Genomic DNA, 19930 nt, shown 5'->3' with positions numbered 1-19930 from the left:
GGAGAGAATAGAAAAAACCTTGCTGCTGCCGCTGCTGGCGGCCGCAGTATTGTCTTCCGCGTCCTGTTCCGACGACAAGGAGAAGGAGCCGCCCGTGCGGGCCGTAAATTACACCATCGAGTTCACGACCGTCTTGCAGGCGGTTTACCTCGGAGACAGGTACCGGACCGGAGACGGCAACTACCGTCTGACATTGACCAATGCGGACGGAGACGTGCTGGAGGCGGACCTGACGAGCGTCAAAGCCCCCAAACCCTCCGCCGCGATGCCCGAAGCGGGCGTTTACACGGCGGCGGAGACCTGCCGGGCGGGAACGTTCGCGCCGGAGGCATCCTCGTGGGAAACCGTCAAAAGCGGCGTCGAGGTCCGGAGCGCGAATCAGGCGGGGCAGAAAAAGAAATTCGCGATCCGTTCGGGCAGCATGACGCTCGCGCCCGCGGCATCGGGCGACGGGACCTTCACCCTGTCGGGCGAGGTGACCGACGGAGACAAAACCGCCCTCTCGTTCTCGTGGAGCGGCGCGCTGGCCTTCGCAAACGAATCCGGGGAGGAAGACCCGGTCGTGTACGAACGGCTGTCGATGGTCTTCGGCGACTACTATCCCGACGACTACGGCATTGCGGCCGACACCTACATGCTCCGCGGCGGCAACGAAAGGGTCGAACTGCATTCGCAGCTCCGCAGCGTGCCGGCCGCCGATCCGGCGGCGCCGCTGCCCGGCGACGGCAAATACACGATCGACCTGCGCTCGGAAGCGGGAAAATACGCCAACGAAACCTTCACGTTCCGCTCAGGCTACATCTCCCAGAGCGGCCGGGCCGCCGGCACCTACTGGAAAACCGACGAAGCCACCTACGTCGCCACGTCGGGATCGTTCACCGTCTCGACCGTCGGCGAAAGCTGGAAGATAGAGGGAACGCTCCGCGACGACGGGGCCGAAGAGACGTTTTCGTTCACCTACACCGGAAAACCCGGATTCAAAAACTAATCCCCAAATACGTTACGACCTATGCAAATCTTCAGAAAATCACTGCTCCTGACCGCCGCGCTGGCCCTGACGGCCTTCGCCGCATGCAGCAACGACGACAATGAAAACGGCGGAGACGGCGGAGAGACCGATCCCGATTACCTCGCACTCCCCCACGCCTACGGCACCTATTACCACACCTACTGGGGCGATGCGGCCGGCGACTACTATCTGGTGCTGACCGACGCAGACCTCGATCAGGCCGATGCCGCGCCCTACAAGTACCGGCTCGACATCGACTTCCTGAGCGTACTGGCGACCGATCCGAAAAGCGCGCGTCCGCTGGACGGCGAATACACCATCGGCAAATCCACCGACAACAAGGCAGGCGTATTCATCGAGGGATTTCTCGGAACCGATTCCTTCGGCATGCCGGCTCTGTTCGGCACCTATTGGAACGAGCCTGACGAAGAGGAGGGTTCCACAACGCCCCACGCCATCGTCGGCGGAAAGATGCGGATCAAGACCGACAACGGCATCACCACGATCAAGGCGGAGTTCATCGACGAAGACGACAGCACGCTGCGCGTCAGCTACCGCGGAGCGCTCGAATTCGAAAACCGCATAAACGACTCTTACCGCGGCGACTCGAAACTGAATGCCGACTATGCGATGAACGCCGACGCGCCGGTGGTTTCGATCAAGAAGATCACGGACGAATGTACGGCCCGGTACGACCGCTGGGACCTGCACTTCTACGAAAAGGAGTGCTACGCGACGCAGGGCGCGACGGGGTACTACCTCTGGTTCAGGCTGAAAACGGCTCCGGGGCAGGAATACATTCCGTCGGGCACCTACAAAGCGACCTCGGACGACACGCCCGGCTTCCTGCCCGGCACACGGGAAGAGCTCGGCGGCGGAAATCTCCGGGCCGTGAACACGTGGTTCTACAGCGGCCGCACGCCCCATGCCCCGATGACCAACGGTTCGCTGACCCTGAAAACGTCGAACGGAACGGACTACGAAGTGTCGTTCTCGACGGGCGACGACCACCCGATGCCCTATCTGGTGACGGGATCGTTCTCCGGAACGGTGAAAAAGCTCGCCTCCAATTAGGCGCCCCGGATAGGCGGATTTTCGCGGCCGCCCCTCTTCCCGGCACTTCCGGGAACGGTCCGCAAATCCGGAAGATGTCAAGGCCGGAACTTCTCTGAAGTTCCGGCCTTGGGGTTTCATGCGGGGCGCACCGTTGTCAGGACCGCAGCCGATTTCGGGTCCGGCACCGTTTTCAGAGCTGCGGTCCCTTTGAGGGCTGCACCGTTGTCAGGCCAGCACTGTTATCGGGACCGCAGCCGTTGTCGGATCGGCGGACCGGTCTCCTGCGACCGATCGGAGTCCATGCGGTCCGAGGCGGTTACGGCTCCAGCACGGACCGGGCGGCCGCGGAATCAGCGGACGTATTTTCCGACGAACTCCCGGACGACGGCGGTGTATTCCTCCCTGTTGTCCCGGTAGGAGTAGGCGTGTCCGGCTCCGGGAACGAGCCACAGCTCCTTTTCGCCCGGCTTGGCCTCATAGAGCGGATAGACCATCCACGTAGGCACGTAATCGTCGGCGTCGCCGTGGATGAAGAGCATCGGAAGTTCGCACTTGGCCACCTGCGCCAGCGCCGAAGCCTCGCGGAAATTCCAGCCGTATTTTAGATCACAGAGCCAGCTCGCAGTGTGCATCAGCGGAAATGCGGGAAGTCCGAACGAGGTTTTCAGCTCGTTCGAGAACTCGTCCCAGACGCTCGTGTAGCCGCAGTCCTCGACAAAACACTTCACATAGGGGCGCTGCGACTCGCCCGCAACCATCATCGTCGTGGCGGCGCCCATCGAGATACCGTGAACGACCATCTGCGTATTGCCGCCGAAGAGGGTGTCGGCGACCTCCATCCAGCGCAGCACATCCAGCCGGTCGAGCCAGCCCATGCGGATCGCCCGGCCTTCGCTCCGCCCGTGGTAGTGCAGGTCGGGCAGCAGCACGTTGTAACGCAGGTCGTGATTATAGAGGTAGCCGATCATCAGCATCCGCACGGCGCAGTCGGTATATCCATGGACGATGACGGCCGTGCGGTCGGTCGGTTCGGGAGCCGCGGCGTAGAGCGCATGGAGCCGCACGCCCTGCGGATCGACGATCACCGTATCGCGCAACGCTCCGGCCCGTTCGAGGCTGTCCGTCCACGGACGCAGGAAAGGATACTCGGCGTACATATATCCATAGGCCGTGGCATTTTTCGCCCGCATCGTCTCTTCGGGGCGCAGCGAGAAGCCGAGCATGTAGAAACTCCCGCCGATAACCGCAGCTGTCAGCAACAGCACAAAAAGGGCTATGGTCCGCGTAATTCGTCTCGTCGTCATAACTTTCGGTTATAGATCCGCACTCTCGGAGAGCGGCACGCCCTCCGTTCCGGCGTAAAACATCACCATCTCGGTCTCCCCGTCGCCGCGGTTTTCGCCGTAATGGACCGTGCCGACCAGCTCCACGATACCCTCGCCGGCGCGGAAAGTCCGCTCCGTCCCGTTGTCGGAGACCACGGTCAGTTCGCCGCGGAGGATCACGCCGGCATTGACGACGGCATGCGTGTGCCGCGGGAGCGTCGCATGCGGCGGAATCGTCGCCCGGAGAATCGTCACCTGCGGCCGCCCCGCCGGATAGGCCGGAAGCGGCGCGCCGTCCCAGCTCGAAGCGGTCTCGGCGACACGCGTTACCGCCGGACGGCCGCCGGACAGACTCATTCGGCAGCCAGTTTCGTCCGGATGTGCGCCAGCATGTCGTCGGTCATGCGCGAAAGGTCCCATTCGGGTTTCCAGCCCCACTCCTCGCGGGCGCAGGTGTCGTCCAGCGAATTGGGCCAGCTCTCGGCGATCTCCTTCTTGACGGGATCGACGTCGTAATCCATCGTGAAATCGGGCAGACGCTTCCTGATCTCGGCGCAGATGATCTCCGGCGTGAAGCTCATCGAGGCGATGTTGAAGCTGTTGCGGTGAACGAGTTTCGCGGGATCGGCCTCCATCAGTTCGACGCAGGCGCGCAGCGCGTCGGGCATGTAGATCATGTCCATATAGACGTCCGGCGGCACGGAGCAGGTGAACCGACCGGAACGGATGGCCTCGTAGTAGATCTCGACCGCATAGTCGGTCGTGCCGCCGCCGGGCAGCGTGACGTTCGAAATAATGCCCGGAAAACGCACCGAGCGGGTATCGACGCCGTATTTGTGGTGGTAGTAGTTGCCCAGCATTTCGCCCGTGACCTTGCAGATGCCGTAGATCGTCGTGGGCTGCATGATGGTATCCTGCGGGGTCCGGTCCTTGGGCGAGGTGGGGCCGAAGGCGCCGATCGAGCTGGGCGTGAAGAGCGCGCAGTGGTGCTGGCGGGCCACTTCGAGCGAGTTGTTCAGCGCACCCATGTTGACGTTCCACGCCATCTGGGGATTGCGCTCGCCGACGGCCGAGAGCAGCGCCACGAGGTTGAAGATCGAGTCGATATGGTAACGGGCGACCACCGAGGCCATGGCCGTAGCGTCAAGGGCGTTGAGCACTTCGAAAGGCCCCGCTTCGCCGAGAGCCTTGCATTCGCGCATGTCGGTGGCGACGACGTTGCGGTCGCCGTAGATTTTGCGCAGGTAAACCGTCAGCTCGGAACCTATCTGGCCTCCGGCGCCTATTATCAGTATACGTTTCATGGGTTTAGAGTTATAATTCAAAAGTAAAGATAGAAAATAATTGTGAAAACCGCACAAATTTTTGGTCTTTTCATTTTTCTTATGTACTTTTGCACCACTCGAATGAGAAATGTTGCTGTTGTAGCTCAGTGGTAGAGCACTTCCTTGGTAAGGAAGAGGTCACGAGTTCAATCCTCGTCAACAGCTCGCAAAGCAAGGATTACGTGTCACGTAATCCTTTTTTCATTTCGGCGGAAAGGCCTGACAGGGAACAGGCGGAGCGGACGGCAGCGGTCCGCCGGCTGCGGAGATGCCCAATGCGAAAGATGCAGGCCGGGGAGGGGCGTTGGCTGCCAAGACGCCAAATGCGGAGATGCACGCTGGGGTCCGCCGGCCACCGAGACGCCGCGTCCCATGCGGAAGTCTCCGGAAGGGGCGGCCGCTTCAGGCAGACGAAAAGCGACAAAACAAACAATCCGAAGCCCGATTGCCGCCCAATCAGCCAATACTGCGCCCAAAATGGACTATCCAAGCCGATCGTTTGCCGTAAACTTTGCCGTGTAAATGAATACGGACATGAAAATTACGGTCAATCCCGGCATGGAATACCTGCGGCAGTTCGTCCGGCAGCTTCCGGAACTTTTCCCGGTGTCGGGCGAAGTGCTTCACGACGGCCGCAATCAGATCCGCGCCTTCGACATCGGAAGCGAACGGCTCGTGGTCAAGCGTTACAAACGGCCCAGCGCGTTCAATGCCGTCATGTACTCGTTTTTCCGCAAGAGCAAGGCCCGGCGCGCCTACGAACACGCCCTGCGCCTGCGCGAGCTGGAAATCGACACGCCCGAACCCGTCGCATGGAGCGAATACCGTCGCAACGGGCTGATAACGGAGACCTATTTCGTATCCCGCCGGTCGGACTACGCACCGCTCACGGCGGCTACGGAACGGTTCCCGACCTCCGATTCGCTGCCCGTGCTCGAAGCATTCGCCCGTTTCACCGTCCGGCTCCACGAAAAAGGGATCTGCCACGAGGATTTCAACCAGACCAACATCCTCTGGCGGCACGACGAGGCGACGGGACGCTACGATTTCCAGCTGATCGACATAAACCGCATGAAATTCCTCCGGCGGCCGCTCCGCCCCGACGAATGCATGATCAACCTGCGGCGGCTGAGCTGCCCGGCCGTGGCGTTTCTATACATACTCGACCGCTACGCCGAAACGAGGCAGTGGGATATGGACGACACGCTGCTGCGGGGCACGTTTTTCAGGCTTCTGTTCGGACGCCGCCAGCAGTTCAAGAAGCGTTTCAAAGCACGCAAACTGGCCGCGGCAGGCAAAAAACAGGGCTGAAAATTTGGATTCCGGGAATATTTCACTACATTTGCCAGAGGTTAATCCACCAAGGAGACAATGAGACTTTACGGTTTTGCATATTATTTCTTTTACTTTTTCTTTTATAGCAAGGGAAGAAGCGGGATGGCATGCAATTAACTGTATAAAACAATAGAGTGAAAACACGAAGGATCCCGTTCTGTAGAAGAGCGGGATTTTTTAATGCGATTCAGAAGATGAAACGGATAACGATACAGGGGATAGCGGGTTGTTTCCACGAGACCGCGGCGCACGGAAGTTTCCCCGGCGAAGAGGTCGAGGTGCTGCCCTGCGTGAGTTTCGACGAGCAGTTCGCCCGCATGGCAGCCGACGCCGAGCTGCTGGGAGTGGCGGCCATCGAGAACACCATTGCCGGAAGCCTGCTGCCCAACCACGAACTGCTGCGCCGCAGCACGCTGGCGGTCATCGGCGAGTACAAACTCCGCATCTCGCACGTGCTGGCGGCGCTTCCGGGACAGCGGGTCACAGACATCCGCGAGGTGCATTCGCACCCGATCGCCCTGATGCAGTGCGGCGAATACCTCAAGGCCCGGCCCGCGATGAAAGTCGTCGAGCGCGACGACACGGCGGGAAGCGCCCGCGAAATCGCCGGCCAGCGGCTCGCCGGCACGGCGGCCATCTGCGGCGCCGAAGCCGCGGAACTCTACGGACTCGAAATCCTCGAACGCGGCATCGAGACCAACAAGCACAACTTCACCCGTTTTCTGGTACTGGCCGACCGCAGCCGCGCGGCGGAGTTCACCGATCCGGCCCGCACCGACAAAGCGTCTTTGGTATTCACACTGCCCCACGCGCAGGGGAGCCTCTCGAAAGTGCTGACGCTGTTATCCTTCTACGGAATCAACCTCACGAAAATACAGTCGCTGCCGATCATCGGACGCGAATGGGAATACCGGTTTTACGTGGACGTGACCTTCGACGACCCGATGCGGTACCGGCAGGCGGTCGATGCGGCCCGGCCGCTGACCAGCGATTTCCGGATTCTGGGCGAATATGCCGAATATCCCAATCCCGAAATCTGAGCGGAAGGACATAGGACCCGATTTTCGCGGCGGGCGGGGACAGAGACGCAAACGAGGCGGCAGGCTGCGAATGACGCGAAAAGACAGAGACAAGACAAACGACAATAATTCAAACAGAACTGATATGAAAGATTTGCAACCCATCAATTTTCCGGGACTCGATCCCCGGCGCCCGCTGGTCATCGCGGGACCGTGCAGCGCCGAAACCGAAGAGCAGGTGATCGAAACCGCCCGCGAACTGGCCGCCGAAGGCGTGCGGATTTTCCGCGCCGGACTTTGGAAGCCCCGCACCAAACCCGGAGGGTTCGAGGGCGTGGGTGCCGAAGGCGTGGCATGGCTCCAGCGCGTAAAACGCGAAACAGGGATGTACACCGCCACCGAGGTCGCCACGCGCAAGCATGTCATGGCGGCGCTGGAAGGGGGCATCGACATGATCTGGATCGGCGCCCGCACCACGGCCAACCCCTTTGCCATGCAGGAGATCGCCGACGCGCTGCGCGGCCACGACATTCCGGTGCTGGTCAAGAATCCCGTGAGTCCGGACCTCGAACTGTGGATCGGCGGCGTGGAGCGCATCTACAACGCCGGCATCCGCCGTCTGGGGGGCATTCACCGCGGCTTCACGTCGATCGACAAGAGTCTCTACCGCAACCATCCGATGTGGTCGATCCCCATCGAACTGCACCGCCGCCTGCCGGGCCTGCAGATCTTCTGCGACCCCAGCCACATCGGAGGCCGCCGCGAACTGATCGCGCCGCTTTCGCAGCAGGCCATGGACCTCGGATTCGACGGGCTGATCGTCGAAGCGCACTGTTCGCCCGACTGCGCGTGGAGCGACAAGGCCCAGCAGGTGACGCCGCAGGGTCTGGCCTACATCTGCCGCAGTCTGGTGATCCGCGAAGCCAACACCACGACGGAGAGCCTTTCGGAACTGCGTTCGCAGATCGACAAGATAGACGACGAACTGCTCGAACTGCTCGTGCGCCGCATGCGGGTATCGCGCGACATCGGGCAGTACAAGAAAGAGCACAACATGCCGATCCTGCAGGCCAAACGTTACGAAGACCTGCTGGCGCGACGCGCGGAGCAGGCCGTACAGCTGGGCATGGACCGCGAATTCATGCGCTCGGTGTTGCAGGCCATCCACGAGGAGTCGATCCGCCAGCAGATGCAGGTGCTGGGCGAATGACGGGCTGTTACATTTCGGTTAAATATTCGGCGGGGACCACGCAATAAAGGGATTGTTACGTACTTTTGATGCGGATACCAATCCGTAACAGTTATGACAAAGCACAAAATCCTTGTGGTGGACGACGAGGAATCCCTCTGCGAGATTCTTCAGTTCAATCTCGAAGTCGAGGGTTACGAAGTCGATACGGCGTACAGCGCCGAACAGGCCCTCGGCATGCACCCCGAACGTTATTCGCTGATTCTGCTCGACGTCATGATGGGCGAGATGAGCGGATTCAAGATGGCCCGGCAGCTCCGGGCGCAGCCCGAAACGGCCGCCGTGCCGATCATCTTCTGCACAGCCAAAGACACCGAGGACGACACGGTCGCGGGGCTCAACATCGGAGCCGACGACTATATCGCCAAGCCTTTCTCCGTGCGCGAAGTGCTGGCCCGCGTGCGCTCCGTGCTGCGCCGCACCGCACCGCAGGAGGGCCAGAGCAGGGCGATCGCGTTCGAAGGGCTGCACATGGACCTCGTCCGCAAAATCTGCACCGTGGACGGAACGCCGCTGGCCCTGACAAAAAAGGAGTTCGAAATACTCGCCCTGCTGCTTTCGAACCGCGGCAGAATCTTTTCGCGCGAGGAGATACTGCATCAGGTCTGGAGCGACGAGGTGATCGTGCTGGACCGCACCATCGACGTCAATATCACGCGGCTGCGCCGCAAAATCGGCGTCTACGGAGACCACATCGTAACACGTCTGGGCTATGGGTACGGGTTTGAGGAGTAGCCTCTCCTACCACCGGCGGCTCTTCCTGCTGCTGCTCGCGTTTTCGTGGGCGCTGGTCGCCTGCTTCATCGTCTTTCAGTACGGCCGCGAAAAGCAGTTCAAGGCCGAACGGCTCGACACCCGCCTGCAGCTCTTCAACCTGCGGATGCTCGACGCCCTCGCCGACGGCGCGACGCCTGAGGAGTTCATCGCCGCACGCGACGAACCGTTCGGCGACCTGCGCGTGACGGTGATCGACGCCGCCGGGCGCGTCACCTTCGACAATTCGGCCGGCAGCCTTCCGGAAACCAACCACCTCGACCGCCCCGAAGTCGCCGAAGCCCTCGCCCGCGGCACGGGATTCACGATCCGCCGCCATTCGGAGAGCACCGACCTCTACTATTTCTATTCGGCCATGTCCGACGGCGGGGTCGTCGTCCGCTCGGCCGTGCCCTATTCGATAACGCTCCGCGAAGTGCTGGCCGCAGACCGCGAATTTCTGTGGTTCATGCTGGGCGTCACGCTGCTGATGAGCGTGGCGGCCTACTTCGCGACCCGCCGGCTGGGACACAACATCACGCGGCTGAGAGATTTCGCCCAGCGCGCCGAGCGGGGCGAGCGGATCGATGAGCAGGCGGTCTTTCCGCACGACGAGCTGGGCGACATATCGAGCCATATCATCCGGCTGTACGCCCGCCTGCAGCGCACCACGGCCGACCGCGACCGCGAACATGCGCTGGCGCTGCACGAACAGCAGGAGAAAATCCGCATCAAGAAACAACTCACGAACAACATCAACCACGAACTGAAAACGCCCGTGGCAGCGATTCAGGGGTATCTGGAAACTCTGCTGGACAATCCGGGGCTCGGAGCGGAGAAGCGCACGGCGTTCCTCGAAAAGAGCTGCGCGCAGGTGGCGCGGCTGCGCAGCCTGCTCGCCGACATCTCGACCGTCACGCGCATGGACGAGGCGAGCCAGCTGATCCGCAAGGAGCGTGTCGTGCTGAACGACATCGTGGACGAAATCCGCGCCGACATGCAGCTCCGGCCCGAAGGGCAGCGGCTGCGCGTGAACTGCGACTTCCCCTATCCGCTCGAAATGGAGGGCAGCCCCTCGCTGCTGGGTTCGGTGTTCCGCAACCTCGCGGACAACGCCGCGGCCTATTCGGGCGGACGCGACATTTTCATCCGCCTGCTGGACGACTCGCCGGAGCAGTACACGCTGCAGTTCTCCGACAACGGCATCGGCGTGGAGGAACAACACCTGCCCCACATTTTCGAACGCTTCTACCGCATCGACAAGGGGCGTTCGCGCAAGCTGGGCGGCACGGGGCTGGGGCTTGCGATCGTCAAAAACGCCGTGATGATGCACGGCGGCACGATCTCGGTCCGCAACTCGGAGCGCGGCGGACTGGAATTCACCTTCACCCTGCGCAAACATTCATAGAGCCGCAATCCGTCCGTAACACGTTTGTAACATCCATTTCGTTCCTTTGCACCGGAAAGACCGGCCCCGCATCTCAGGGCGGCGATCTCCGCCGGAAACGGCGGGCGAAAGCCTCCTCCGGAAAACGGATGCAGGGCCGGACGAAAACACACGGCGGAGCGCCAAAACGGAACCGCCGAAAAACAAACGACAAACGACCATATGAGTCCTCTATTCACAAGCATCGTCATCGTCATGGGCCTGCTGGCCGTGATGGGCATCGTCGTGGGCGTGGCCAACGACGCGGTCAACTTTCTCAACTCGGCCCTCGGATCGAAAGCCGCACCGCGCCGCGTCATCCTCTGGATCGCCGCCGCCGGCATCCTCGTCGGCACGCTCACGTCGAGCGGCATGATGGAGGTGGCGCGCAGCGGCGTCTTCTATCCCGGACAATTCTCCTTCCCGGAGATCATGATGCTCTTTCTGGGCATGATGCTGGGCAACATCCTGCTGCTGGACATTTACAACACCCTCGGACTGCCCACCTCGACCACCGTGTCGATGGTATTCGGACTGCTGGGCGCGGGAGTCGCCGCGGCGCTCTACCACATCTGGGGCGATCCGGCCGCTTCGGTTTCGGACCTCTCGCAGTACATCAACACCGGAAAGGCGATGGCCATCATCGCGGCCATCCTGCTCTCGGTGGCGCTGGCGTTCGCCGCAGGGTCGCTCTTCATGTACGTTTCGCGGCTCATCTTCTCGTTCCGCTACGCGAAGGTGTTCCGCCGCTGGGGCGCCGTATGGTGCGGCATTTCGCTGGCGGGAATCCTCTACTTCGCGCTGTTCAAGGGGCTGAAAAGTTCGGGGCTGATTCCGACTTCGGTCGGAGAATACGTCGGCGAGCACGTGCTCGTAACGCTGCTCGTCTTCTGGGCCGGGGCGTCGGTCGTGCTCTGGATTTTCCAGCGCATGCGGCTCAACATCATGCGCATCACCATCCTCACAGGCACCTTCGCGCTGGCGCTGGCCTTCGCAGGCAACGATCTGGTGAACTTCATCGGCGTGCCGCTGGCCAGCTACGACGCATGGCAGATCGCCCGCGAAACGGGCAGCGAGTCGATCATGATGGGCGAACTGGCCAATCCGGCGCGCGCCAACTTCCTGCTGCTGTTGCTGTCGGGCGCGGTGATGGTCCTGACGCTCTTCTTCTCGAAGAAATCGCGCCACGTCACCGAAACCGAGCTTTCGCTCGCCTCGCAGCACGAGGGCGACGAGCGGTTCGGCTCGACCTTCGTATCGCGCAGTCTGGTACGCGCCTCGCTCGCGCTCAACACCATGTGGACAGGGCTGATTCCCGACCGCATGCAGAAAGTCATCGACCGACGCTTCGAACCGCTGCCTGCCGAGGAGCGTTCGTCGGCGCCCTACGACATGATCCGCGCCGTCGTAAACCTCACGGCCGCCTCGATCCTGATCGCCATAGGCACCTCCTACAAACTGCCGCTCTCGACCACCTACGTGGTCTTCATGGTGGCTATGGGTTCATCGCTCGCAGACCGGACGTGGGGCCGCGAAAGCGCCGTATACCGCATCACGGGCGTCATGGCCGTCATTTCGGGGTGGTTCATCACCGCGCTCGGCGGATTCCTGATCGCCCTCTGCGTGACGCTGCTGCTGCTCTGGGGCGGCTGGATCGCCGTCACGACGCTCGTCGCTCTCTGCGCATGGCTGCTCATCCGCAGCCACCGCACCAAGCCGGAGGAGAAAGCTGCCGCGGAGGAACTGCCGGTAATCAAGGCCGAGACTCCGGACGAAGTGCTCTGCGTCTGCATCGGCGAAGTATGCACGACGATGGAGCAGGTGACGCGCATTTACAACCGGACGCTGGTCGCCGTTTTCAAGGAGAACCGCAAGGTGCTCAAGGAGATGGTGCAGTCGTCGAACAGGCTCTTCGAAGAGGCCCGCGACCGCAAATACGGCATCATGCCGACGCTGCGCCGCCTGCAGCAGTGCGACATCGACACCGGGCACTTCTACGTGCAGGTGACGGATTACCTCTCGGAGGTGACCAAGGCGCTGATCCACATCACCCGTCCTGCGTTCGGACACATCGACAACAACCACGAAGGGCTGTCGAAGGAGCAGATCGTGGATCTGATGCGCGTAAACGATCAGGTGGAGGCGATTTTCGACAAAATCAACGACATGCTCCGCACGAAGGACTTTTCGGATCTGGACATGGTGCTCGAAATGCGCGACAAGCTCTTCGACACCATCGTCGAGGCGATCAAGAACCAGCTGCGCCGCATCAACGGCGACCCGGCGGCCAGCACGCGGGCCAGCGTACTCTATCTGACGATCCTCAACGAAACCAAGACGATGATCCTGCAGGCCCGCAACCTGCTCAAGTCGCAGCACTACTTTCTCGAAAGCAGAAAATAGGCGGGGCAGAAGACAGGCCTGCGGAGAATTCCGGACCGGACGAACGGAAGACAGCGGCCGGAAAACACCGGATAGGAAACACAGAACGGGAAACACCGCACAGAAAACACCGCACAGAAAACACCGCACAGAAAACAGCGGTCGGGAAACACCGCACGGCCGCCAAAACAAAGACCGCCGCCCCACGAAAGGGCGGCGGTCTTCTTCCTATATCCGCGTGCTATTTGACATCCTTCACGCAGCGGACGGGGCAGGCCCACGCCTTGGTCAGTTCGGCCTCGGTTTTGATGGCGGAGACGCTGTAAGTCAGCGCATAGCCGTTCCGGCCGGCCGACGATGCGCTCCAGCAGTAGCCCGAAGTACCCGCTTCCGCGCCGCCGCCCGAACCCGACGCCGACATGATATTGATATAGCCGGCCGCAGGATAGTAGCCGTTGCCTTCAGCAAAAACGCATCCGGTACGCTCCGCATCCCACACGCCGTTCAGATCGGCCCACGCGGAAGCCGCTCCCGCACCCGAAACGGGCACGCGCCACCCCTCAGGGCACGGGTCGAAGACGCCTTTCGTACCGTCGGCGTTGCTCCAGCGGTAGGCTTCGCCGCCGACATCCGGCGACAGCCAGTCCTGCGTTCCGGAAATACCCACAATATAGCGGTAAGGCTGCTGGACCGAAGCCACGAGATTCTCGGAGGGAACCTTCGTCGAAGCAAGCCCTTTGAGCGTCATGAACTTGCCGATACCGTCGTTCGACCAGCCGGCGTTGGCATTGAGGAACATCATCCACGTATAGGGACCTTGGAACGGATCCTTGCGGCCCCACTGGTAGAAACATCCGGCGCTCTGCGGCCCCTTCACGAGCGAAGTGGCGCCCAGATTGCGGTCCATGAAGACGTTGCCGCCGACGGTCTGCTGCCCTGCGGGCTGCGAGGGATCGTACTCGGTGACCCAGATATGCCAGCTCCAGTAGCAGTTGCCGTCGCCGTCGTACACGCCCACGACAAGGCTGCCTTCGACATCGGGATTCAGGACGACTTCGATTGCGGCGTTGATGCCCGATCCGGTCATCGTGACCTTGTCGTTGGTCGAGAACAGGATGGTTTCGTCTTCATCGAAACGCTCCTGCCATACGATGCGGGCGGTCAGGTCGTTGGGAATGCTGAACGAGCCTTCCTGAAGCATCGGGATATTGTGCCATGCGGCATAGGCCTTGGCAACGGGAATCGTCACCGTCGAACCCGGACGGGCGATATAGGAGTTGGGAAGCGCGAGGAATTCGGCATCGTCGGTCTCGACTTCGGGATTGGAATCGCCGCCGTTCCAGTCGGCAATGTCGCCCGTGACGACCGAAATGCCGTCCACATCGACCGTAATCTCGATTTCGTGGATCTTGCCGCCCACGAAAAGATAGTCGTCGGGCATCGTCCATGTATAGGTGCGTCCCAACAGAGGCGCCTCCACCGTGAAGACGCGGCCCCGCTGCGCGGCGTCGGTGGTCGGCAGAACGATCGCCTCGTAGCTGACGCCCTCGGTGACGGCGCGCGCCGTCACGGCACCGGGAACGCCCGTATTGCCGATCCTGCCGCTGTTCAGGGCGAAGAAGCCCTCGTTGTAGACGCCGTCGATGGTGACGACAACCCCGGCAAGGTCGTCGGCCGAGATGCCTCCGCCCTGCTTGACGGCGATTTCGACCTTCGACAGCACGTGTTCGAAAGTGAACTTCACGTCGGGCGCAGCGGCCGTGACCCCGGCCGCATTGTCGCTCCACAGCAGGTCGATCGCCGCGGGATCGGTCTGGTCGCTCAGGACGACGGGATAGAGGTAGCCGTCGATCTTGCCCGCATCGCCGCTCAGGCTGCTCTGCTTGTAAGGGTGATAGGCGACGAAATCGAAAGTGCCGCTGCCGGGAATGACGATTTTCGCATCCGCGGCCGACAGCCGTCCGTTGGGTTCGCAGGTATAGCGCACGTTGTCCGCCGTGCCCGCATCGCCGCCGAGCATATAGATGCCGACGGCATCGCCGTTGGTCCAAGTGTCGCCGGCGGCACGGGTGTAAGGGGTGATTTCGGCCGAGAAGTTCGCCTCGACGCCGGTCGCTCCCCCGCCCTTTTCGTTATCGTCGTCGCTGCAGCCGGCGGCCGTAAGCGCGGCAGCGGCCAGAAGCGCATAAAACGTCGTATGGATGGAACCTGTATATTTCATGGTGATTATCTTTTTAAAGCGTGAAACATCGAATTACTGCACTTTGACGCAGCGCACCGACAAAACGGTATGACGGTACTGGAGGTAGCTGGTCAACGAAGTCTGATTATCGAAATTGTATCCGTAAGCGCATCCCTCCTGTTTAACGCCACCGGACAGATTTTCACCGGGAGTCGCCGACCAATAGTATCCGAACATGCCGAGATAGCTCTGGCCGCTGGATTCGAGCAGACCTGCCGCGGGCCAGTAGCCCAGATCCTCCCAGATCACTCCGTTGAGCCACGGGATGCCGGCAGTAACACAATTGTACCACGGCGACAAGGTTCCGAAACCGGACACGGGAACCCGCCATCCGCGGGGACACGGATCGAATTCGGTTTTCGAGCCGTCGGCGGCATTCCAGCGGTTCTCACCCTGATTTTTCACGGTGGAATACCAGTCGTAAGGAACGCCGACCGCCTTGATGAGCGCCAGCGGATCGTTGATCGAAGCCACGAGATTGTCGCGGATCACGGCAGAATTGGCCTTGGTCGAGAAACCGACCTTGACGCCCACGCCGTTCCACACGGGGCGCGTAGCGATGTCCTCCCATTTCGCAGGACACGGAACCGGGTCCTTGCGGCCCCACTGATACTGGAGTCCCAGCGCATCGATATTGCCGTATTCGGCGTTCATCGCACCGAGGTTGCGGTCCATGAAGGTCCGGCCGTTCTTCGATTTCTGCGCTTCGGGAGCGTTGGGATCGTAATCGGTGATCCAGAGGTGCCAGCTCCAGCGGATCTCACCGCCGATCTCCAGCGCGAGCACCGCATTGCCGCAGGTCCGGGGCGTGGTGCGCACCTGAATAACGGCTTTCGAGCCGCTGCCCAGCACGGTGATCTGATCGTCGTTGAGCAGATAGCGCACGTCCTCCCAGACTACGCGGGCGCCCATGGCTCCCAGCATGCCGGTGCCGGCGCCCGCCAGCACTTCGTTCTTCTCCCAGACGCCGAAAGCTTTGCAAACGGGAATGTAGAGCGTCTCGCCCGGCGATACGACGTAACAGTTGGGGAGCAGTTCGGGATTTGCGAAAGCGGGCGTAACCAGCAGTTTGCGGACCTGACCGGCGGCCAGCGAGGTTTTGCCCGGATGCGTGTAGTCGAAAGCCGCGAAGCCGTTGCCCCCGACCTTCAGCAGGGCCTTGTCTTCGGCGATCTCCTGCGCCGGCAGGTAGGCGCGGAAAGCGTTGCCGCAGCGCGTCATCGCCACCGAAGCCGTCTTGGCGTCCACGGACTGCATTTCGGCATCTTGGGCCGCGGCCGCCAGCGAGAACACCGCTTTCGTGCGCACGTTCTGCACCGTCACGGCGTAATCGGTCAGTTTGTCGGCGTCCGCGACGAAGGCTTCGGCCAGCGCCAGTTTATGACGGAATACGAGTCTGATCTCGCCGTCGCGCTCGCTGAATCCCGCCGTGCGGGCCGTCATGAAGTCGGCTTCGGCAACCGAAGCGTCGTAGACGAGCGCCGTAGGATCGGCATTTTCGGCATAGGGATAATAGGCATAGAGGTCCATGACCTGCCCCTGCTCCATGTAATAGGATTTGGAGCCTTCCTCACGCCACGAACCGTCGGCCTGACGGACGAATTTGGCATTCTGGATGTAGTTGCCCGAAGCGGCCGGATAGGCCTGCGTTTCGGCATCGGAGCGGATCACGGCGAAGAGGCCGATGGCGTCCCCCTCCACGAAGCGGGAGGCATAGGCGACGTCCGTTTCGCTCTTGGTCCGGACGAACTCCGCCGGCTCGGCGGTCAGACGGATCGCGGCGCACGAAGGCGCGGCGCCGGCGGTCTCCTCCTTCTGGCAGGAGACGACCGAAGCGGCGCAGAAGAACAAAGCCGCAGTCAACAAGGATCGACTGCTGAATAGTAACGTTTTTTTCATATGAACAGCGTTTAAAAGAATACTTACGGATTCGGGGACGGCACCGCCTGCGTCAAACAGACATCCGCCGGACAAAATCACCAAAAGGATACGCACCGCCCGCATCGGGCAAAGCGCCTCATCAACCTATTGGCAAATATAGAAGAAGCCGGACGATTTATGAAACGCAGCTTTTCGGAATTCGTAAAAATTGACAAATTCCGAAAAAAACAAACCCCGAAAAACGGGGTTGCGCTCAGAGCTGGTGCTCGCGGTGGAGTTTGAGCAGTTTCTCGCGGTACTTAGACGACGGCATGCCGATCGCACTCTGGAACGAAGTATAGAAAGTTTGCAGGTGGTTGTAGCCGAGCATCTGGGCAAGCGCCTTCAGCGGCGTATCGTCATCGACGTCGGAAAGACGCCGCACGGCCTCGTCGATGCGGTAGCTGTTGACGTAACTGCTGAAAGCCTTCCCGGCCTGCTGGTTGATCGCACGGGAGATATAGGTGCGGTTGGTGTCGAGCCGCTCGGCGAGCCGTTCGATGGTCAGGTCGTTCTGACGGTAGACGCCTTCCGTCTGCATCAGGTATTCGATCCGGGCGAAGAGTTCGGCGTCGCGCACGGCGTGTTCGTCACGGTCGGGCGACGGCTTTTCAGTCTGCGGGGAAATAGGGTCGGGGGGGGGCATGGCCGGCTGCGCGGCCTTTTTCTCCTTTTTCAGAAATTCGTACTGCTGCCGGACGATCTGCTTGTACATCTTGTCCTTGCGCCGGTAGAGGATATAGACCACGGTCGAAATGCCGACGGCGAAGAGCAGCAGCAACAGCAGCAGCTGGAATCGGCGCTGCTGGCGGATCAGGTCGATTTCGCTCTTGCGCAGCATGTTTTCCTGCCGCTCGGCGTCGTACCTGACCCGCAGTTCGTTGATCGAACGCTCCCGCTCGACGTTGAAGATGCTGTCCGCCTGACTATGGTAGCTCTTGAAATAGTCCAGCGCCTCGCGGTAGCGGCCCAGCGCGGTCTCGGCCTCGGAGATACGCAGGTAAAGCTTATAGCGGTGCACGGCGTTGTTGCTCCGCTCCGAGAGTTCGATGCCCTGCCGGAGCACCGGAATCGCGCGGGCGTACTCGCCCCGGTCGTTCAGGTAGGTTCCGTAACTGAGGTAGGTCATCACGGTAGCGGTCACGACCTTCTCGTCGATGTGGTCGAGCGCCATCAGGTAATAGCGTTCGGCGCCCGCATCGGCGCCCTGCGCAATATTGGCGTAGAGACTGTAAAGCTCGGTGTGGTAGCCGAATTTATCGGTGTCGGAAAGCGTCCGGAGGATGTATTCCAAAGCCCGGTCCTGATCGCCGAGCATGTAGTGCATGTAGGCGCTGATGACCGCGCCGCCGAAAGCGAGGTAGTCGTAACCCCACTCGGCGCCCAGCCGGCAGACCTCCTCGGCGTATTTCAGGCCCGCAGGGTCGTTGCGCATGTAATACGTATTGGCCAGATTGCACTGCGCCACCAGATAGAAGCGATTCAGCGAGGCGCTGCGGGCGTACTCCATCGCTTCGAGGAAATATTCGATGCCTCCGAAATAGTTCGTTTCGATGCTGACGGCATAGATTCCCAGCGCATTGTAAATCCGGCACAGCGCCACCGGGTCTTCGCACTGCCGCCCGCGGATCAAAGCCCGGTCGAGGTATATGCGGGTCGAGTCGCTGCCCTCGGCGAGCAGGTAGGACTGCCCGGAGAAGAGGTCGGCGTACATCAGCGCACGCTCGTCGTCGTGTGCGGCCCCGGCCCTGCGGAGACGCGAAACGTAGGGATGAATCGCGGCGAATTCGCTCCGCATGGTGTATTGGGAGCAGATTTCGACCAGCAGGTCTATGTCCTCAGGGTCCCGTTCCAGCCGTTCCAGCAACACCGGCAGCGTATCGGCCTGAATCACCGCGGCATGCGAAGCCGCACCCTCCTGCGCGCGGACGGCAGGAAGTCCGAGAGACACGACGGCGGCCAATATGAACAAACGTCTGAGCATCGCTGAAGATCGGGAAACGGGCCGGACCGGAGTGCCGGCGCACACCGTTTTCACTCCGCTAAATTAATAAAAAAACCCGAAACCGACGGAAATGCGCCTTTTTAATCCGAAAAGGCACTTCCGGAAAGCGGGCGAAAAACGGAGACGGAAATTCCGGACCCTTTCATGCGCAGGAACCGCACATCTCCGCATGCCTGTCCGGCCGCACCGCACTGTCCGCGTCCGGCCACGCGCCTGCGGTTCCCGGTATGCCGGGGTTTTGCGGCGGAATGTCCTCCGGCCCGTGAAACGGAAATGTAACGGGGCCGTCATTTCAAAGTAACGACGGCCCCGTATATTTGCAGTGTGAAAACCGGATGAGGTTTTCCAAGTTGGTTTTAGGTTACATAAGTAGGTTAGTGGGAGATGCAGCGACGCGAGGTCGCGGCATCTTCGTTATTACGGCTATTTCTCCATGTCGTGCAGGTGGATTTCGAGGGCGCGGACCGAAATCTGGATTTCCCAGATCGACACGCCCAGCGAACCGATCAGCAGCAGCAACGCCGCGCCGAAGACATAGGCCGAAAGGACGAAAAATCCGACATACAGCAGGAACATCGTCACCACGCAGAGAAAAAGGCTCGAAACGCCCAGAATCTGCATCGTGCGCGTGAGGTGCAGGCGGCGGCGCAGGTTGTCGATCTGCGCGCGGGTGACTTTCGAGGGGTGCTGGAGGTGCTGCTCCTTGAGCGTGCGCACCAGCTGGGCGTACGACAGAAAACGGTTGGTGTAGGCCAGCAGAATCAGCGAGACGGCTGAAAAGAGCAGTGCGGGGGTCGTAAGAGTCAGTTCTTCCATGACGAATCGGTTTTGCGGAATTACGGTCGCCGTTTCCTGCCGCTTCGGGTCCGCGGCCGCAGAGCGTT

15 protein-coding genes and 1 tRNA gene are annotated in these 19930 nt (G+C 61.1%); 9 read left to right on the top strand and 7 right to left on the bottom strand.

Annotated features, from left to right (window positions below; all coding sequences use genetic code 11):
* On the top strand, nucleotides 1-988 hold a 988-nt coding region (locus HMPREF9720_RS07200), incomplete at its 5' end, for a hypothetical protein (RefSeq protein ID WP_139022472.1).
* A gap of 21 nt (nucleotides 989-1009) precedes the next feature.
* Entirely contained in the window at nucleotides 1010-2083 is a 1074-nt protein-coding gene (locus HMPREF9720_RS07195) for a hypothetical protein (protein WP_009597555.1), read from the top strand.
* Between the two features lie 332 nt (nucleotides 2084-2415).
* Here the strand turns inward: HMPREF9720_RS07195 and HMPREF9720_RS07190 are convergent, their stop codons facing one another.
* Genes HMPREF9720_RS07190 through HMPREF9720_RS07180 form a run of 3 tightly spaced genes read right to left on the bottom strand, consistent with a single transcriptional unit; the run spans nucleotide 2416 to nucleotide 4694 of the window.
* The gene (locus tag HMPREF9720_RS07190; protein WP_009597541.1) at nucleotides 2416-3369 is read right to left on the bottom strand and encodes an alpha/beta hydrolase; all 954 of its coding nucleotides are present in this window, start codon (nucleotides 3367-3369) and stop codon (nucleotides 2416-2418) included.
* Nucleotides 3370-3378: 9 nt separating this feature from the next.
* Nucleotides 3379-3747, bottom strand: coding sequence for a cupin domain-containing protein (locus HMPREF9720_RS07185; RefSeq protein WP_009597536.1), 369 nt, complete (start codon nucleotides 3745-3747; stop codon nucleotides 3379-3381).
* The gene (locus HMPREF9720_RS07180; RefSeq protein WP_039940152.1) at nucleotides 3744-4694 is read right to left on the bottom strand and encodes an NAD-dependent epimerase/dehydratase family protein; all 951 of its coding nucleotides are present in this window, start codon (nucleotides 4692-4694) and stop codon (nucleotides 3744-3746) included. The genes HMPREF9720_RS07185 and HMPREF9720_RS07180 overlap by 4 nt, the downstream gene beginning before the upstream one ends.
* A 114-nt stretch (nucleotides 4695-4808) precedes the next feature.
* Here HMPREF9720_RS07180 and HMPREF9720_RS07175 point away from each other — a divergent pair.
* The 7 genes from HMPREF9720_RS07175 to HMPREF9720_RS07145 all read left to right on the top strand — a co-directional run bounded on the left by HMPREF9720_RS07175 (nucleotide 4809) and on the right by HMPREF9720_RS07145 (nucleotide 12900).
* Nucleotides 4809-4880 (top strand) — tRNA-Thr (locus tag HMPREF9720_RS07175).
* A gap of 369 nt (nucleotides 4881-5249) precedes the next feature.
* Entirely contained in the window at nucleotides 5250-6026 is a 777-nt protein-coding gene (locus HMPREF9720_RS07170; protein ID WP_039940157.1) for a lipopolysaccharide kinase InaA family protein, read from the top strand.
* A gap of 218 nt (nucleotides 6027-6244) precedes the next feature.
* Nucleotides 6245-7090 carry a prephenate dehydratase gene (locus HMPREF9720_RS07165; RefSeq protein WP_009597553.1) on the top strand — a complete coding sequence of 282 codons (846 nt, stop codon included), beginning with the start codon at nucleotides 6245-6247 and terminating at the stop codon, nucleotides 7088-7090.
* A 124-nt stretch (nucleotides 7091-7214) separates the two neighbouring features.
* Nucleotides 7215-8279, top strand: a complete 1065-nt coding sequence (locus HMPREF9720_RS07160; protein ID WP_009597545.1) for a bifunctional 3-deoxy-7-phosphoheptulonate synthase/chorismate mutase type II — start codon at nucleotides 7215-7217, stop codon at nucleotides 8277-8279.
* Nucleotides 8280-8372: 93 nt separating this feature from the next.
* Nucleotides 8373-9053 carry a response regulator transcription factor gene (locus HMPREF9720_RS07155; protein ID WP_009597510.1) on the top strand — a complete coding sequence of 227 codons (681 nt, stop codon included), beginning with the start codon at nucleotides 8373-8375 and terminating at the stop codon, nucleotides 9051-9053.
* On the top strand, nucleotides 9031-10479 hold the full coding sequence (locus HMPREF9720_RS07150; RefSeq protein ID WP_009597515.1) for a sensor histidine kinase: 1449 nt from the start codon (nucleotides 9031-9033) through the stop codon (nucleotides 10477-10479). The genes HMPREF9720_RS07155 and HMPREF9720_RS07150 overlap by 23 nt, the downstream gene beginning before the upstream one ends.
* Nucleotides 10480-10680: 201 nt before the next feature.
* Entirely contained in the window at nucleotides 10681-12900 is a 2220-nt protein-coding gene (locus HMPREF9720_RS07145; RefSeq protein ID WP_009597513.1) for an inorganic phosphate transporter, read from the top strand.
* A gap of 220 nt (nucleotides 12901-13120) precedes the next feature.
* On the opposite strand, the gene HMPREF9720_RS07140 is transcribed toward HMPREF9720_RS07145, so the two are convergent.
* From HMPREF9720_RS07140 to HMPREF9720_RS07125, 4 genes are all read right to left on the bottom strand, one after another.
* Nucleotides 13121-15100 (bottom strand): fimbrillin family protein, encoded by a 1980-nt coding sequence (locus HMPREF9720_RS07140; protein ID WP_009597527.1) that lies wholly within the window; start codon nucleotides 15098-15100, stop codon nucleotides 13121-13123.
* 33 nt (nucleotides 15101-15133) lie between these two features.
* On the bottom strand, nucleotides 15134-17020 hold the full coding sequence (locus HMPREF9720_RS14800; protein WP_175282398.1) for a fimbrillin family protein: 1887 nt from the start codon (nucleotides 17018-17020) through the stop codon (nucleotides 15134-15136).
* Between the two features lie 235 nt (nucleotides 17021-17255).
* The gene (locus tag HMPREF9720_RS07130; protein WP_039940150.1) at nucleotides 17256-19025 is read right to left on the bottom strand and encodes a helix-turn-helix transcriptional regulator; all 1770 of its coding nucleotides are present in this window, start codon (nucleotides 19023-19025) and stop codon (nucleotides 17256-17258) included.
* A 444-nt stretch (nucleotides 19026-19469) separates the two neighbouring features.
* Nucleotides 19470-19862, bottom strand: a complete 393-nt coding sequence (locus HMPREF9720_RS07125) for a DUF2721 domain-containing protein (protein WP_009597509.1) — start codon at nucleotides 19860-19862, stop codon at nucleotides 19470-19472.
* Nucleotides 19863-19930 lie beyond the last annotated feature (68 nt).

It is taken from the genome of Alistipes sp. HGB5 (assembly GCF_000183485.2).
Classification (GTDB): Bacteria; Bacteroidota; Bacteroidia; order Bacteroidales; family Rikenellaceae; genus Alistipes; species Alistipes finegoldii.
Note: the sequence above shows the minus strand (reverse complement) of the source record. Positions and strands in the feature narration are given on the sequence as shown.